Consider the following 13,318-nt stretch of genomic DNA (forward strand, 5'->3'; position numbering starts at 1 on the left):
CTGCCAGGGCTCAGTGGGCTTGAGGCAGAGGGAAGGGAATTCAGAGATGAGCGAGACGAAGCCAATCGTCGGCTACGCGGTTTACCCGCCACCGTTCCCCGGTCTGCCGTATCTCGCCGTAACCTTTCTGCCGGACGGCAAGGTTGAGGCGCGGCGGTTCGAGAGTGGAGAGGCGGCAGCGTCCTATGCTGACGAGCTTGCTAAGGGGCGCAGACCGCAATCGACCAAGCATTGAAGCGGTTAGACATCGCCGTCCCTGTATTCCAGCAGGCGGTGCTTCAGGCGTTCATTGGCGCCGATCAGGGTTGCGATGTTGTCGCCGGGCTCGAATGCCGTCTGGGTGAAGCCCTCGTTGTCGACTGCTGCAATGGCAATGCCGAGCAGTTCGCCGCGCTCGGCAATCTCCAGCATGTTCTTGAGGGTTTTGATGACGCCGTCACGATGCTCTTGCGTCTTGGGGACGAGATGGACGACTAGCGGGTCTGGCTTGGCTTCCATTTGCGCGATACCTTTCAGGACCAACCAGGGGGAGGCGCGCCATATGGGAGACCGGGAGAATGCGCGTTCGGGGAGGAGGGATGCGATGGACTTCACCCAAGCCAAGCGGGAAGTGCTGACTAGATGGCTGGCACTGCCCGAGCATGAGCGGAAGGCAAAGACCCTCAATGAAGTCGCCAGCTTCGCCATGAAGTTGGGGCAAGAAATGCGTTTCGCCGTGGGTGAAGGCGTAGACCGTGACGAGATCATCAACGGCTGGCTGCAAGCCGAATGGCGTGCAAGCAGGCGCAAGCCATGATTTCCCGAAGCGAACCTTAGGAAGGGACGAATGGCAAACCGCTTACGCTATAGGTACGACCCAGAGAGCGTACTGACGCAGGTCTTGATCATCTGGCCCCAGAATCGTGCCGAGCATTTCGTCTATTGCCCGCCAGTCGGCGATGAACTCCCATGGATCCAGGAGTTTGCAGACTATGACGAGGCAATAGGTGTCGCATCACATCTGATAGCGAAGACTGGGCAGCGACATGTCCAGCTCACACGCGACAGTGTTACTTGGTGGCTTACTGGGCTGAAGCGAGTAGACTGAACTCCGGGCGCATTTCCCCTGTGGCCGGGGTGGCGATCTGCCCCGCATTGCTCCGGCGTGTGACTCTCAGGCCCCGCACAGACGAGCAAATCGCCAAATCATTACGGCCCCGAAATTAACCTGCCTGCCCAAGGATTACAAGAGGGGCCTTCACGGCCACTTCCCGACCGAACATCTGCAGCATCATGATGACGTGTTCGTCGGTTGAGGCAGAGACAGGCCCATGCAGGCCGGCAAGCGCGCCGCTGATCACCTTGACCGAGGAACCGGCTTCCATCCGCCCATGTACCCGCATCTCGTCGTACTCACCGGTTTCCTGCTTCGCCCGGATCGCCTGCACTGTTGCATCAGGGATAGGCACCGGCTCGCCGTTGTTGGATCGCAAGATGCAGTCGACGCTTTCGCAGTCAAGCACACGCGGCCAGTGATCGGACGCCAGCACGAACAGGTAGCCAGTCAGCAGGGAGAAATACTTCACCGACCAGCGCTTGTGCCGAGCGTGCTTATACTCCTTGCGGAACCGCGGAACGTAGACGACCTGGCCAAGGCCAGCGATCTCTTCGGCAGCCTTGAGTTCTAGCGAAGGCCGAGCGCGAACCACATACCAGCGGATCGTATCGGTGGCGTGCTTCATTTGGCTTCCTTCGACAGATAGTCGGCTGGATCTATGCGGCGCACGTCAGAGGCCGGGCCGAGGGTGCCTAACTTCTGTTCCCGGTAGCGGCGATTTCCCTGCGGGTCGAAGGTCGCCGCCGCAATATCGCGGAGCCAGCCAGGGGCTTTGGCGGCAGCGCGCGCTTGGCGCTTTTTGCCTTTCACGGTGAGGCTCATATTTCGCTCCGATCATAGTTGATCTGCTCGATAGATCGCCGGAAGAGATCAGCTTGAGGATGACCCGCAGCTGTCCACTCTTCGAGCTTCCGGACGGTATGCCGCCAGTTCTCTTCGGTCTGGTTGGCCCATTGGCTGACAAGCGCGTTCTCGGCATCTAGGAGCGTGCCGCAGAACTTTTCAAACGCCTGCTGGGCTTTGGCAGGCAGAAGGTCGGTAGTGGAAGGGTCGTATTGTCTGGCCATCGTCATGCGTCCCACACTGCCCAGCCCTGACCATCGGTCGGCTGGAGAAGGGTTTCAGGAACTTGGCAGTCGGCAGCACCCGGCATCGGCCCCCATCTCTCGACGTGCCACTTGCTGTTGTCGCGAGCGTAGACCAGGCGGTTTTGCCAATCGGCTTCGGTGATTGGCTTAGGTGCTGAGGCTGCCGCGATCTCGGTGAAGCCTTCGAAGCGCCGTTCGTTGATGAACGTCGTGGCATGCATAACCGGGCGGTCAGGCTTGGCCTTGAGGAACGCCTTGTATGGTTCGACTGCCAAGGCGCAAGCGATGCGGTCTTCGTCGACCAGCTTGTGCCATCCTTCGAATGCCTTGAGCTTCGACATGTTGGGCGTTCGAGGATAGGACGCCCAGAATGCTTCGAACTCGCTGCTGTAGGTTCTCTTCCCTTTTGACTTCGGGCGAGCGTCCGAACTTGGTTCGGACAAAGAAGCTTTAGCTTCCCTTCCTTTCCCTTCCCTTCCTTTCCCTTCCCCTTGGCTGGCGTGACCCACGCGTGAACGACGCGTCACTATCGCGTCGGATTGCTCCAAGTTTTCAACGGGTTCGGGAATTGCACTGGCGGTTTCGCGGTTGTTTATGACCTGATGGCGCTTCCATGACGGAACGATGCCAAATGCGCGGTTTTCGACCTCGTATTTCTGGACGAAACCACGCGTGCACAACGCGTCAAGCACGCGTGCAAAGTCGATGTCGTCATAGGGCAGCACGTCGACTTTCAGCTGTCGCGGACGCCAGACGAACCGGCCTTCACGGTCGCACTGCGTCCAGAGGCCGGCGAAGGCCAAGCGCAGCGGCAGGCCAGTTTCCTGTTCGGCTTCGAATAACTCTTCGTGTTTGAAGAACTCAGGCTTGATTGTGCGAATACGGGCCATCACCACCTCGCCGAGTTGCGCACTGCCGAGCAGGCGATGTCTATGAACAGCTTGACGGTCTTCGTGGGGCCGTTGCGCTGCTTGGCGATGATGAACTCGAGTTCGTTCTGGACGTCGATCAGCCGGCTGATCCGCTCGTCTTCCTTGTCGGCGTCTTTGCCCTTGGCCTTCTCCAGGTAATAGGCCTCGCGATAGAGGAAGGCGACCATGTCGGCGTCCTGCTCAATGGAGCCGCTGTCGCGAAGATCCGACAGTTGCGGGCGCTTGTCGTCGCGGCTTTCGACTTGGCGTGACAACTGCGACAGGGCAATGATGGCCAGACCATATTCACGGCCGAGCTCTCGCAATCCCCATGAGATTTCGGCGATCTCGCCAACACGGTTTCCGGCATATCGGCCGGACGCCCTGACCAGTTGCAGATAGTCGACTACCAGCAGGCCAAGAGAGGTCTTCCTGGCCGCGGCCTGCTCGGCCATTCGCTCGACCTTGACCCGGATGTCGCTGACAGTGAGACCGGATTGTTCCTCGATCCAAAGCGGCAATTGGTCGGCATCGCGGTTCGATGCGATGATCGTAGACAACTCGTCTTCGGTGACAGTGCCCTTGATGAGGTTTGTATAGGGGACCTTGACCCCCCAATCGTAGGCAATGTCAGTGAGCCGGCGCACGGCCAGCTTCTTGGCACCCATTTCGAGCGAGATGAAGCCGACCCCCACGCCCGAACCCGCCGTGCGCAAGGCGACCGACAGGGCGACAGCAGTCTTTCCCATGGAGGGCCGCGCGCCAAGGACAACCATTTCGCGGGGGTGAATTCCACCCGTGGCCGCGTTGATGTCGGTCAGTCCCCATGTGTGACCCGTCAAGCCGTTGCCACGCGCCATAGCCTCACGAACGTCCGCGATTGCCTCGTCGGTCGCCGTGTCCAAAGTGTGCAGGGTCTTCTGACGTGGACCGGCGCGCAGCTCGGCTGAGATCGTGTCGAGGTGGTCGGTGACGCCTTGAATGATCGCCTTGGCGTCCGCTGACGCGTCGTATGCGGCCTCCTGCATCGTCCTGCCGGCGTCGGCTATCTTGAGGCGCGCCCACTGCGCGACAACTGCCTTTCCGCTCCGCTCAAGACCGGCATTGCCGGTGACGACCTGCGACGACAGAGAAGCCATGTATTCCATCGGCATCTGATCGGTCTTTTGGACGAAGAGCGTCGACGCGTCAGGTGGCAGCAGCCGTGAAACGATCGGCATAAGTGCAGAACCGTATTGCTCTTGTGCCGCGCAGATGGCGCGGAACAGAAGACGGTGCGCGTCCGCTATGAAATGTTCTTCCCGAAGGAAGCCCATCACCTTTACGAAATCACCGCCAAACAGGAGCGTGCCAAGCACCTCCTGCTCGATCTCGGGCACATAGGCCTCGTCAGGAACCTTGACTGCTACATTCACCGTGGATCGCGCCCCGCGACGAGTGAAGCCGGCCGGTGGGTGATCGAAACGTAAGTGTAGAAGAACACGCCGAATGCCTTGCCGGCGGCATGGGCATCCCGCATGTCGCCAGTTTCCAGCGCCTTGGCTCGGAGGTCGCGCCATTCGAGAAAGGCGCGCTCCTGCTCCGCGAGCATCCGATCATCGATGTTGCTCATGCTGCTGTCCTTTCGGAAGTTGACCGGACAGCCTTCGACAGCCGGGCCATTGCCCAGGCGTCGAGCGCATCAATGTGGTAGAGCGGTATCCGGCCGGCGTATTGCATTTCTGGCCCGCCGCCGATGGTGGCGAGCTTGTTCAGCGTGGCGACGGCAATGTCGATGCCGTGCTTTTCGGCGAGATATGCGGGGACGTCTTTGCGACGAAGGCGGGGGCGCTGGGTCATGCTTCGCTCCTGGCAGCATTCTTCTCAAGGACGTCGTGCAGATCGGAGGCCATTTCGAGCGCAAGACCGATACTGAAACCGATGCTGCGCCCCATGTTGGCAGCGTCGTTCTCGCCACCGCCGGCATGTTCGATGTTGGTGCTGGCGTGCTCCAGAACGGCCAAGAGTTCGAGCAGGCGATATGACTTGGTGATGACGCTCGGGGTGATAGCGGGGATGTTCATGATGCACCGCCTTGCGCATGACGCAGGATCGAGGCGGCGATCTGCCCGTACCAGTTCTGACCATGCTGAAAAGCCACGCGGTCGAACCAACCTGTGCCCACGCGGTCCCATTCGGCCAAGGCCTGTGCCTTGAGGATGAGGCCTTCCATGGTCCAGTCTTGCGCGTCCATGATCAAGGCGACGTGCTTTTCGAGTGCCACGTGCGCAGCGTCCTTGACCGGTTGCGTCTGACTGTGTTCGGCTTTCGCCAGTTTCGCTGTCTCTTTGAAACGCTGCTCGTAGTCTGAAGCCGTTTTTTCGAGGCGCTTGAGGCGGGTGACCTCTTCTTCGAGCAAAAGGCAATCAGCCGTCGAACCGCCCTTCTTGGCTTTGCGCAGTTGGCGGCGAGCGTGCGACAGGTCGAGGTACACCCTCCAGCTTTTGACAACGATCCGGCGCGGGTGGTCATCGCCCTTTCGCCACAGGAAACCACCGAGCACTTTCATTTCCGGCTCGCCCGGCTGCTTCACATCGTCGTTCGGCCACGCAATGCCTAGCTCAGTCAATTCGTCAGGTGCCCAGGGGGTAGCCCTCTGCCATCTGGTGAACACTTCATCGTTGGTCGCTTTGGCGGCGTGGTATGCTTCAGCCAAGGGCGCGAGGCCAGCGAAAAGAGCCAGCAATTCGGGATTCTCTTTTGCCGCGGTCGCGGCGGCGGCGCTGACAGTGGCGGCGGCCGTAGAGGCAGCAGCCAGCCCCAGAAGAAGGCGGCGGCGGTTGATTTCGGGCGCGGTGCTCATGCTTCACCGCTTTCTGCCTTGCCGTCGTGCGAGCTAAGGCATGCGAGGGCATCGTCCAACCTTATCAAGACAAAGTTGAGGGTTGTAGCCAAAGGGTTCATGTTCTCCTTCGGCAGTTGATGGACGGCCAGGAAGAGGCATTGAACCAAGTTCTTGGCCTCGAAGAGGGCATCCTCGGCATCGAGCAGAGCCATGTTACGTTCTGGGCCGCTTGCGCCTTTGGACGCGGTAGTGGTATGTTCCGTCATCATCTTTCCTAACCTTCTCAGGGGTGTTGGTGGGTGACATGGCTCGGAGAGGTTGCCGCCTCTGCCGGGCCTTTTGCTTTCATGGCCGCGCGAATGGCGCGAACAATCTCACTGTTTTGCGAACTGGCGTTCTCCCTAGCTTCGGCCTTGATGAAGGCCTTCACGTCCGGCGGGAGGCGCACAGCAACTTGGGGGTCGTTTCGTGCCAACTCAGTCTCCATATCGCAATAGGCGATAATTAACCATCGCCTAAGGAGATAATTGCGTCAAGGCCTATTATCGCCTAGTGCGATATCCTGTGGGAAACTAGGGGGAACTGATGGCGCAGGAATCCAAGAGCCGAAAGTTGGATCAGTACATCGTCCGATTTCCTGACGGCATGCGGGACCGCCTAAAGTCGGCAGCCGAGGCGAACAATCGTTCGCTGAACGCCGAGATTGTGGCGCGGCTCGATACGAGCTTAGCGGATGAAGATTACCTCAGCGGAAAGAGTAGTGAGCCGCCAGTAATGTTCACTGAGCGTGTCATGGACCGACTCCGATCGTTTGTGGACGAGCGGCTCAAAGACGAGGATTTTCTACTCAGTCTCATTGTCGGCGAAGGCGTGGAGTCGAGGAAGAAATCAAACACTCGATCACTTGCGGATCAGGCGGGCTCCGCCGCCCTCACTCACTTAATTGAGCTGCGGGCGATCTATGGCGCAATCCGAAAAAAAGAGCCTCCAAAGGAAATCTTGCTCAAGTCCCTGGAAGGATATTTGATCGCGGTCAAACATCTAGTCGAGATCATGGAATACCAGGTCGGCGGCGAAGGCGTCGAGAAATTGAAACGCGAGTTCGAATTAACTGAAGGTCTCATCCACACAGTCTGGAATATTTATCGGTAGCCTGCGCCACCCACCGAACATGACCGAGATTATTTTTTCTCGCCCTTCATCTGCCGCTCGATCTCACCGGCAATCTTGTCAGCAGCGGCAACCAAGACTGAATCGAGCCGGTGGACATAGCGACTGGTAACAGTGTTCCCGGCATGGCCCAGCATCGCCGCTATGGTGCTCTCTGCGAAACCTAAATCCCCAGCGACCGATGCGTAGCTGTGGCGCATCGTGTGAGGCGTTACGCCCTTAAGCTCGGCTCGCTCCATGAAGCGCACCCATGCCCCGGCCAGCCCGTTGTAGTGACCAGTCTTGCGCAGGCCAGGAAGGACGTAGGGATTGCCCGACACGCGCAATGCCTTGTGCAGCACATCGAACACCACCTTGCCCACTGGGCGCACCGAAGGACCGCTCTTGCTGTCCTTCAAGCGGAAGCAGCCGGCATCTTCGTCAACCTCGTCCCACTTCAACGCGACTATCTCTCCCAGTCGACAGCCGGTGAGCGCTACCAGCCAGGCGCCGGTAATGGCTTGCGGCGTGTCCAGTTCCGCTGCCTCGCACGTCAACGCATTACCGATAGCGCGGTATTCATCCGCCGTCAGCCTCCGATTGCGCACGTTGTCCGCCGGCAAGGGAACGCCCTGAACTGGGTTGGTCGGAATGATGCCCTCGCCCACGGCATAGGTCAGTATGCCGCCGAGAAAACCTGTGGTGCGCGCCGCGGTGCCAGCGCCACCGGTAACGAGGACCCGGGTTCCGTTCTTGCCAGATCTATCGTGCTTCGCCGTTTTCCCGACCGTCACATCACGAACGAATTTCACGATGTCCGCACGGGTCAGGTCGATCACCAGCTTCGTGCCGAGCAGCGGCTTGATGTGACGCTCTATGCGTCCCTTGTCGATCTCAATGGTGGAGACCTTCTTCGGCCGCCGACTGCGACCCAGGACCACGCCCTTCGATGCCACCTTGAGGTATTGATCGCAGAGTTCCGCGACTGTCATCGAGGCGCGCCGCGTCTTTCGCTCAAGCAGCGGGTCAGCCTTTTGCAGCACGACACCACCCATCGTCTCGATTGCGAGCTTCCGGGCCTGCTCGGTGGTGATTACGCCGTGCTTGCCAATGGTCATACGGCGGCGCGTGCCATCAGCCGTCCGATAGTCCACGAAATAGGATTTCTTGCCGGACGGCTGGACATAGGCGCCGAAGCCTTTGAGTTCGGAGCACCAGATCGTGTATTGCTTGAAACGCAGGTCCGCGCCGTCGATAATCGATTTGGTGAGTTTCGTCATAATGAAATCCGGTGAGTAAAGGCCAACTCACCATATCCTCACCACCATTTGGAAAACAAGCGCCCTTTACGGTAAACGCTAGACAAGCTAGTATCACCCCAACACCAAGCAATCATTGGCTTTCTTACAACTTGAGCAAGCCATGGGAAACGCCGGTAAAGGGGACACTGCCGCCCAAGGAGGGCAGCCACTACGACCTGCCCATCGCGCTCGGCCTGATGGCAGCACTTGGTGCGTTGCCGGGCGACGCGCTCGCCGCCTATGTCGTGCTCGGCGAACTGTCGCTCGACGGCACGATCGCGGCGGTTGCGGGTGCGCTGCCGGCGGCCATCGGCGCCAATGCCGAGGGCAAGGGGCTGATCTGCCCGGCGGCCAGCGGGCCGGAAGCCGCCTGGGCCGGCGCCAGCATCGACATCCTGGCGCCGCGCAGCCTGATTGCGATTGCCAACCATTTCCGCGGCACGCAGGTGCTTTCGCGGCCCGAAGCCGGCATCCGCGCGCCGGCCACCGGCATCGCCGATCTTGCCGACGTCAAGGGCCAGGAAAGCGCCAGGCGCGCGCTCGAAGTGGCAGCGGCCGGCGGCCACAACCTGCTGTTCGTCGGTCCTCCCGGGGCCGGCAAGTCGATGCTGGCGGCGCGCCTGCCCTCCATCCTGCCGCCGCTTTCGCCCAAGGAACTGCTCGAAGTCTCGATGATCGCCTCGGTCGCCGGCGAACTGGCCGAGGGCAAGCTCACGGACCGGCGGCCATTCCGTGCGCCGCACCATTCCGCCTCGATGGCGGCGATGGTCGGCGGCGGCTTGCGGGCGCGGCCCGGCGAGGTGTCGCTCGCCCATCACGGCGTGCTGTTTCTCGACGAATTCCCCGAGTTTTCGCCGCAGGTGCTCGATTCGCTGCGCCAGCCGCTCGAAACCGGCGAATGCATGATCGCCCGGGTCAACCACCGCATCACCTATCCGGCGCGGATCCAGCTGGTCGCGGCGATGAACCCGTGCCGCTGCGGCATGGCCGGCGAGCCCGGCTACCGATGCCTGCGCGGCACGCGCTGCCAGTCCGACTATCAGGCGCGTATCTCCGGCCCGCTGCTCGATCGCATCGACCTGCGCATCGAGGTGCCCTCGGTTTCCGCCACCGACCTGATCCGCACCGGCAAAGCGGAGGCGAGCGCCGATGTCGCCGCCCGCGTCGCCCGGGCTCGCACGATCCAGCGCGAACGGCTGGAACGCCACGGCGTCACCGGCGCCACCACCAATGCGCAATGTTCCGCCGGCCTGATCGAGGATATCGCCATACCCGATGCCGCCGGGCTCGCGCTGCTGCGCGACGCCAGCGAAAAGCTCGGCTTTTCCGCCCGTGCCTATCACCGGGTGCTCAAGGTGGCGCGGACGCTGGCCGATCTCGACGCCAGCGAGACGGTCGGCCGCATCCATCTCGCCGAGGCGATTTCCTACCGCATCAGCTCGGAACGCATGGCGCAGGCGGCGTAGAGTTGGGCCGTCGCCCGAAGTGACTTGCTTGGTGCGCTGGAGCAGGTGGGCGCCGGCCTGCACCGATCGCCGCCGGCTGGCGCATGGCGCAAGGGCCGTCGCCGGATAGGACAGGCTCGATTGCTGAGAGCACGCTGGGCTGCGTCGGGTTCGGTGACGCTGCGGCTAAGGGGGTATTTGACCGGTTACTTGACCGAGCCGACCATCGTCGCCTGGCCTTCGCGGATCGAAACCCATCGACCGGTGTTCTCGCTCGACTGGCGCTTGAGATAACGATAGCCGGTCTCGTCCCACTGACGCACGGTGTCCGTCAGGTTGTCGAGCACGAAGTCGCCCTTGGAGGTGCGCACGGTCAGCACCGCATGGCCCTCGCCGTCAGGCTTGCGCACGACGGTTATCAGCAGGTTCGCCAGCGAAACGCCTTCCTGGCTCAGCATGCGGCGTTTTTCGAGCACATAGTCCTCGCAGTCGCCCTCACCATTGGCCGGATAGATCCAGACCTCGTCGCGGCCGTAGATGTCGATATCGTTCATCGGCTTGATCGCCGCGTTGGTGGCGACGTTGACTGCCACCATCTTGCGCCACAGGGCGCCGGTCATCTGCTCGGGACCGGTGTCGCGCTGCTTGATCGAGCATTCCCTGGGGTTGAGGCGGCAGAAATCGTAGTGACCGATCGGCTGCGAGGTCAGCCCGCCGGTGACCATCGGCTGCGACGCCGCCAAGGCCGCGCCGGCAGACAGGACAACGCCCGCCACCAGCCCCAAAAACACACCGGCACGCCCCGCCGCGCACCGCACGCCTGCTGCGGAAATCATCTGCCCCGCTCGCCCCTTTACATCGTTAATAAAACGTTAAGGTCGAGGGCGGCCTGGAGTCAATCAAACCTCGCGGCAGATTGCAGACATGGTTACCGCGGGTGCTGCGCCGCGACTATTGTGCAACAGGACGCGCCGCGCCGGCGCACACGCCGGCAAACGGCTTTCGGCATGCGCGCTGTGCGGATTCAAAGGGTTAGGGCGTCCCTTGCCTATCCATGCGGCGCCACAATGCAGCAAGGCCCGGCGGTTGGCGCCGGGCCTTGCTGTGGATAAGACGGGTTGGCGGCTGGCGGCCTGAAATCAGGCCTTGCGGACCAGCTGCGGCTTGGCCGGCTTGCGCGCGGAGGCGCCGTAGCTGGTCATGAAGTCGACGATGCGCGGCACGATCTCGGCGCGGAAGCGCGAGCCGTTGAAGACACCATAGTGGCCGACAGCCGGCTGCATGTAGTGCGCCTTCATGTCCGCGGGGATGTTGCTGCACAGGTCGTGCGCGGCCTGGGTCTGGCCGAGGCCGGAAATGTCGTCATTCTCGCCTTCGACGGTGAACAGCGCGACATTGCGGATCGCCGAGGTGTCGACCGGCTGGCCGCGGTGGGTCATCTCGCCCTTGGGCAAGGCGTGGCGCACGAACACGGTGTCGACCGTCTGGAGATAGAACTCGGCGGTCAGGTCCATCACCGCGAGATATTCGTCGTAGAAGTCGCGGTGCTTCTCCGCGCTGTCGCCGTCGTTCTTCACCAGGTGCATGAAGAAGTCCTTGTGGGCGATGATGTGGCGGTCGAGGTTCATGGTCATGAAGCCCGACAGCTGCAGGAAGCCCGGATAGACGTCGCGGGCAAAGCCGGGCGCAGGCCATGGCACCTGCATGATGACGTTGTCGCGGAACCACTCGATGCTCTTCTTCTCGGCGAGTTCGTTGACTGCGGTCGGGTTGCGCCGGGTGTCGATCGGTCCGCCCATCAGCGTCATGCTCGAAGGCACGAAGCGATCGCCGCGCGCTTCCATCACCGCCACCGCCGCCAGCACCGGAACCGAAGGCTGGCATACCGCCATCACGTGGGTGTCCGGCCCGAGCGCATGGAACATGTCGATGACGTAATCGATGTAGTCGTCGAGGTCGAACTTGCCCTCGATCACCGGCACCATGCGGGCGTCAGTCCAGTCGGTGATGTAGACGTCGGCATGCGGCAGCATCGCCTCGACCGTGCCGCGCAACAGCGTGGCGTAGTGGCCCGACATCGGCGCGACGATCAGCAGCTTGGGGTCGGGACGGCGGCCCGCGGGCAGGTCGCGTTCGAAACGGATCAGGTTGCAGAACGGCCGCGACCAGGCGACCCTCTCGGTCACCGCCACCGGCTGCCAGTCGACCACCGTCTTGTCGAGGCCGAACTGCGGCTTGCCATAGCGGCGGGTGGTGCGTTCGAACAGTTCGGCCATCGCCGCCACGGAGCGGCCGAGCGGCATGTGCGAAAACGGATTGAGCGGGTTGGAATAGAACAGCTTGACCGCATCCGCATAGGCGCGCGCCGGCTGCAGCGCGGCGTGGGTCGATTCGTAGAGCTGGTAAAACATGATGTCCTCATACGGCCATTCGGGGAGGCGAGCCGGCCGGAGGCCCGTCATGCAATGCAGCGAAGGGTAGCAAACATCTGCTGCGATGCAATATGCGACTTGGTGCGAAACGGGGTCATCCTTTAGTCCAAGCTGTTGAAAAAGCGTTTCCATCGCCGCCGCCGGCTTACAAATGCCATGCCTTGACATTGTGCACTGCCGAAAGATGGCGCGGGAACGGGCAGGGGGGGGTGTACCGCGCAGTCAACCGAGCGTTTGTCGATCCGCCGCAGAAGCCGCAGTTTGTCGGCGACGCCGGCTTGCACTAGCGTCGGTGTCGGCACGAAAATCGGGGGTTCAATGCGAATTGCTGCAATTGCTGATGTTCACGGAAACGCGCTGGCGCTCGAGGCGGTCCTGGCTCACATACGGGCCTCCGCACCCGACCTCATCGTCAATCTCGGCGATCTTGTCTCGGGACCTTTCGATCCGGCCCGCAGTGCCGACATGCAGATTGCCCTCGAATGCCCCACGATTGCCGGGAACCACGAGCGCCAATTGCTCCAAGGCGGCACGGGCCTGTCGGATGCCTTTGCGAGCCCCCGCCTGACCGGCGCGCATTTCGAATGGATGGCAAGCCTGCCAGAGACACTCGAACTCGCGGATGGACAGGTCTTTGCCTGCCATGGAAGCCCAGCGGGCGGCGATCTGGAATATCTTCTCGAGGACGTCAGTTCCGGCCGCCCGATGCTGGATGCGGAGGAAGCCATCCTTCCCAGGCTTGCAGGGATCGGCAAGGCGCGCCTGGTCCTGTGCGCCCACACCCATATTCCACGCATCGCTTCCGCCGGTAGCATCCTGATCGTCAACCCTGGCAGTGTCGGCATGCCGGGATATCGCGACACGACGCCCGTCCCGCATGTGATGGAGGCCGGGGCTCCCCATGCGCGATATGCAATCGTCGAAAGCCTTGCCGACGGGTGGGCGGCAGAACTGCGAGCCGTACCCTATGATTTCGAGGCCGCCGCGCGCCAGGCCGAGCAGGCCGGCCGGGATGCCGTCGCCTATTCCGTCCGCACCGGCCGCATGCCTCCAGCATAGCGGCAGGCGTAGT

Annotated in this window: 20 protein-coding genes; 5 read left to right on the forward strand and 15 right to left on the reverse strand. The window is 61.8% G+C overall.

Going from position 1 to position 13,318, the window contains the following annotated elements; all coding sequences use genetic code 11:
• The first annotated feature begins 46 nt into the window (after positions 1-46).
• On the forward strand, positions 47-235 hold the full coding sequence (locus CO731_RS04230) for a hypothetical protein (protein WP_108606083.1): 189 nt from the start codon (positions 47-49) through the stop codon (positions 233-235).
• A gap of 5 nt (positions 236-240) precedes the next feature.
• Here CO731_RS04230 and CO731_RS04235 read toward each other — a convergent pair whose 3' ends face one another.
• Entirely contained in the window at positions 241-498 is a 258-nt protein-coding gene (locus CO731_RS04235) for a hypothetical protein (protein ID WP_108606084.1), read from the reverse strand.
• 85 nt (positions 499-583) lie between these two features.
• On the opposite strand from CO731_RS04235, the gene CO731_RS04240 reads away from it, so the two are divergent.
• Positions 584-796 carry a hypothetical protein gene (locus tag CO731_RS04240; protein ID WP_108609402.1) on the forward strand — a complete coding sequence of 71 codons (213 nt, stop codon included), beginning with the start codon at positions 584-586 and terminating at the stop codon, positions 794-796.
• A 406-nt stretch (positions 797-1,202) separates the two neighbouring features.
• On the opposite strand, the gene CO731_RS04250 is transcribed toward CO731_RS04240, so the two are convergent.
• The 11 genes from CO731_RS04250 to CO731_RS04295 are packed head-to-tail and all read right to left on the reverse strand — an operon-like array spanning position 1,203 to position 6,394.
• On the reverse strand, positions 1,203-1,721 hold the full coding sequence (locus CO731_RS04250; RefSeq protein WP_108606087.1) for a transcription termination/antitermination NusG family protein: 519 nt from the start codon (positions 1,719-1,721) through the stop codon (positions 1,203-1,205).
• Positions 1,718-1,918: a hypothetical protein gene (locus CO731_RS04255; protein WP_108606088.1), complete on the reverse strand. Its 201-nt coding sequence runs from the start codon at positions 1,916-1,918 to the stop codon at positions 1,718-1,720. Before CO731_RS04255 ends, CO731_RS04250 begins: the two co-directional genes overlap by 4 nt.
• The gene (locus CO731_RS04260) at positions 1,915-2,163 is read right to left on the reverse strand and encodes a hypothetical protein (RefSeq protein WP_108606089.1); all 249 of its coding nucleotides are present in this window, start codon (positions 2,161-2,163) and stop codon (positions 1,915-1,917) included. The genes CO731_RS04255 and CO731_RS04260 overlap by 4 nt, the downstream gene beginning before the upstream one ends.
• 2 nt (positions 2,164-2,165) lie before the next feature.
• Positions 2,166-3,074 carry a hypothetical protein gene (locus CO731_RS04265; protein WP_108679414.1) on the reverse strand — a complete coding sequence of 303 codons (909 nt, stop codon included), beginning with the start codon at positions 3,072-3,074 and terminating at the stop codon, positions 2,166-2,168.
• The gene (locus CO731_RS04270) at positions 3,074-4,510 is read right to left on the reverse strand and encodes a DnaB-like helicase C-terminal domain-containing protein (protein ID WP_245439617.1); all 1,437 of its coding nucleotides are present in this window, start codon (positions 4,508-4,510) and stop codon (positions 3,074-3,076) included. Before CO731_RS04270 ends, CO731_RS04265 begins: the two co-directional genes overlap by 1 nt.
• A complete protein-coding gene (locus tag CO731_RS29230; protein WP_245439619.1) occupies positions 4,507-4,707 on the reverse strand; it encodes a hypothetical protein in 201 nt (66 codons plus the stop codon). The genes CO731_RS04270 and CO731_RS29230 overlap by 4 nt, the downstream gene beginning before the upstream one ends.
• On the reverse strand, positions 4,704-4,934 hold the full coding sequence (locus CO731_RS04275) for a hypothetical protein (protein ID WP_108606092.1): 231 nt from the start codon (positions 4,932-4,934) through the stop codon (positions 4,704-4,706). Before CO731_RS04275 ends, CO731_RS29230 begins: the two co-directional genes overlap by 4 nt.
• Positions 4,931-5,158 carry a hypothetical protein gene (locus CO731_RS04280; protein WP_108606093.1) on the reverse strand — a complete coding sequence of 76 codons (228 nt, stop codon included), beginning with the start codon at positions 5,156-5,158 and terminating at the stop codon, positions 4,931-4,933. Before CO731_RS04280 ends, CO731_RS04275 begins: the two co-directional genes overlap by 4 nt.
• Positions 5,155-5,937: a hypothetical protein gene (locus CO731_RS04285; protein ID WP_108606094.1), complete on the reverse strand. Its 783-nt coding sequence runs from the start codon at positions 5,935-5,937 to the stop codon at positions 5,155-5,157. The genes CO731_RS04280 and CO731_RS04285 overlap by 4 nt, the downstream gene beginning before the upstream one ends.
• Positions 5,934-6,185, reverse strand: coding sequence for a hypothetical protein (locus CO731_RS04290; RefSeq protein ID WP_159091562.1), 252 nt, complete (start codon positions 6,183-6,185; stop codon positions 5,934-5,936). The genes CO731_RS04285 and CO731_RS04290 overlap by 4 nt, the downstream gene beginning before the upstream one ends.
• A gap of 17 nt (positions 6,186-6,202) precedes the next feature.
• Positions 6,203-6,394 carry an Arc family DNA-binding protein gene (locus CO731_RS04295; RefSeq protein WP_199914557.1) on the reverse strand — a complete coding sequence of 64 codons (192 nt, stop codon included), beginning with the start codon at positions 6,392-6,394 and terminating at the stop codon, positions 6,203-6,205.
• A gap of 110 nt (positions 6,395-6,504) precedes the next feature.
• Here CO731_RS04295 and CO731_RS04300 point away from each other — a divergent pair, with 110 nt between their 5' ends.
• Positions 6,505-7,071: an Arc family DNA-binding protein gene (locus CO731_RS04300; RefSeq protein WP_108606097.1), complete on the forward strand. Its 567-nt coding sequence runs from the start codon at positions 6,505-6,507 to the stop codon at positions 7,069-7,071.
• Between the two features lie 29 nt (positions 7,072-7,100).
• Here CO731_RS04300 and CO731_RS04305 read toward each other — a convergent pair whose 3' ends face one another.
• Positions 7,101-8,348 carry a site-specific integrase gene (locus tag CO731_RS04305; RefSeq protein WP_108606098.1) on the reverse strand — a complete coding sequence of 416 codons (1,248 nt, stop codon included), beginning with the start codon at positions 8,346-8,348 and terminating at the stop codon, positions 7,101-7,103.
• 131 nt (positions 8,349-8,479) lie between these two features.
• Here CO731_RS04305 and CO731_RS04310 point away from each other — a divergent pair, with 131 nt between their 5' ends.
• Complete coding sequence (locus tag CO731_RS04310) at positions 8,480-9,835, forward strand: YifB family Mg chelatase-like AAA ATPase (RefSeq protein WP_343207439.1); 1,356 nt, start codon at positions 8,480-8,482, stop codon at positions 9,833-9,835.
• Between the two features lie 185 nt (positions 9,836-10,020).
• On the opposite strand, the gene CO731_RS04315 is transcribed toward CO731_RS04310, so the two are convergent.
• Both CO731_RS04315 and CO731_RS04320 read right to left on the reverse strand, forming a co-directional pair.
• Complete coding sequence (locus tag CO731_RS04315) at positions 10,021-10,650, reverse strand: transglutaminase-like cysteine peptidase (protein WP_108606099.1); 630 nt, start codon at positions 10,648-10,650, stop codon at positions 10,021-10,023.
• A 303-nt stretch (positions 10,651-10,953) separates the two neighbouring features.
• The gene (locus tag CO731_RS04320; protein ID WP_108609618.1) at positions 10,954-12,225 is read right to left on the reverse strand and encodes a polyhydroxyalkanoate depolymerase; all 1,272 of its coding nucleotides are present in this window, start codon (positions 12,223-12,225) and stop codon (positions 10,954-10,956) included.
• Positions 12,226-12,564: 339 nt separating this feature from the next.
• On the opposite strand from CO731_RS04320, the gene CO731_RS04325 reads away from it, so the two are divergent.
• Positions 12,565-13,305: a metallophosphoesterase family protein gene (locus tag CO731_RS04325; RefSeq protein ID WP_108606100.1), complete on the forward strand. Its 741-nt coding sequence runs from the start codon at positions 12,565-12,567 to the stop codon at positions 13,303-13,305.
• The last annotated feature ends 13 nt before the right edge of the window (positions 13,306-13,318 follow it).

It is taken from the genome of Aminobacter sp. MSH1, from assembly GCF_003071665.1.
GTDB lineage: Bacteria > Pseudomonadota > Alphaproteobacteria > Rhizobiales > Rhizobiaceae > Aminobacter > Aminobacter niigataensis.

Coding starts and splice junctions, on each gene's coding strand:
- CO731_RS04275 (WP_108606092.1), bottom strand. CDS start 4,934: ATGACCCAGCGCCCCCGCCTTCGTCGCAAAGACGTCCCCGCATATCTC.
- CO731_RS04255 (WP_108606088.1), bottom strand. CDS start 1,918: ATGAGCCTCACCGTGAAAGGCAAAAAGCGCCAAGCGCGCGCTGCCGCC.
- CO731_RS04260 (WP_108606089.1), bottom strand. CDS start 2,163: ATGGCCAGACAATACGACCCTTCCACTACCGACCTTCTGCCTGCCAAA.
- CO731_RS04320 (WP_108609618.1), bottom strand. CDS start 12,225: ATGTTTTACCAGCTCTACGAATCGACCCACGCCGCGCTGCAGCCGGCG.
- CO731_RS29230 (WP_245439619.1), bottom strand. CDS start 4,707: ATGAGCAACATCGATGATCGGATGCTCGCGGAGCAGGAGCGCGCCTTT.
- CO731_RS04315 (WP_108606099.1), bottom strand. CDS start 10,650: ATGATTTCCGCAGCAGGCGTGCGGTGCGCGGCGGGGCGTGCCGGTGTG.
- CO731_RS04230 (WP_108606083.1), top strand. CDS start 47: ATGAGCGAGACGAAGCCAATCGTCGGCTACGCGGTTTACCCGCCACCG.
- CO731_RS04235 (WP_108606084.1), bottom strand. CDS start 498: ATGGAAGCCAAGCCAGACCCGCTAGTCGTCCATCTCGTCCCCAAGACG.
- CO731_RS04250 (WP_108606087.1), bottom strand. CDS start 1,721: ATGAAGCACGCCACCGATACGATCCGCTGGTATGTGGTTCGCGCTCGG.
- CO731_RS04265 (WP_108679414.1), bottom strand. CDS start 3,074: ATGGCCCGTATTCGCACAATCAAGCCTGAGTTCTTCAAACACGAAGAG.
- CO731_RS04280 (WP_108606093.1), bottom strand. CDS start 5,158: ATGAACATCCCCGCTATCACCCCGAGCGTCATCACCAAGTCATATCGC.
- CO731_RS04290 (WP_159091562.1), bottom strand. CDS start 6,185: ATGACGGAACATACCACTACCGCGTCCAAAGGCGCAAGCGGCCCAGAA.
- CO731_RS04325 (WP_108606100.1), top strand. CDS start 12,565: ATGCGAATTGCTGCAATTGCTGATGTTCACGGAAACGCGCTGGCGCTC.
- CO731_RS04240 (WP_108609402.1), top strand. CDS start 584: ATGGACTTCACCCAAGCCAAGCGGGAAGTGCTGACTAGATGGCTGGCA.
- CO731_RS04300 (WP_108606097.1), top strand. CDS start 6,505: ATGGCGCAGGAATCCAAGAGCCGAAAGTTGGATCAGTACATCGTCCGA.
- CO731_RS04305 (WP_108606098.1), bottom strand. CDS start 8,348: ATGACGAAACTCACCAAATCGATTATCGACGGCGCGGACCTGCGTTTC.
- CO731_RS04285 (WP_108606094.1), bottom strand. CDS start 5,937: ATGAGCACCGCGCCCGAAATCAACCGCCGCCGCCTTCTTCTGGGGCTG.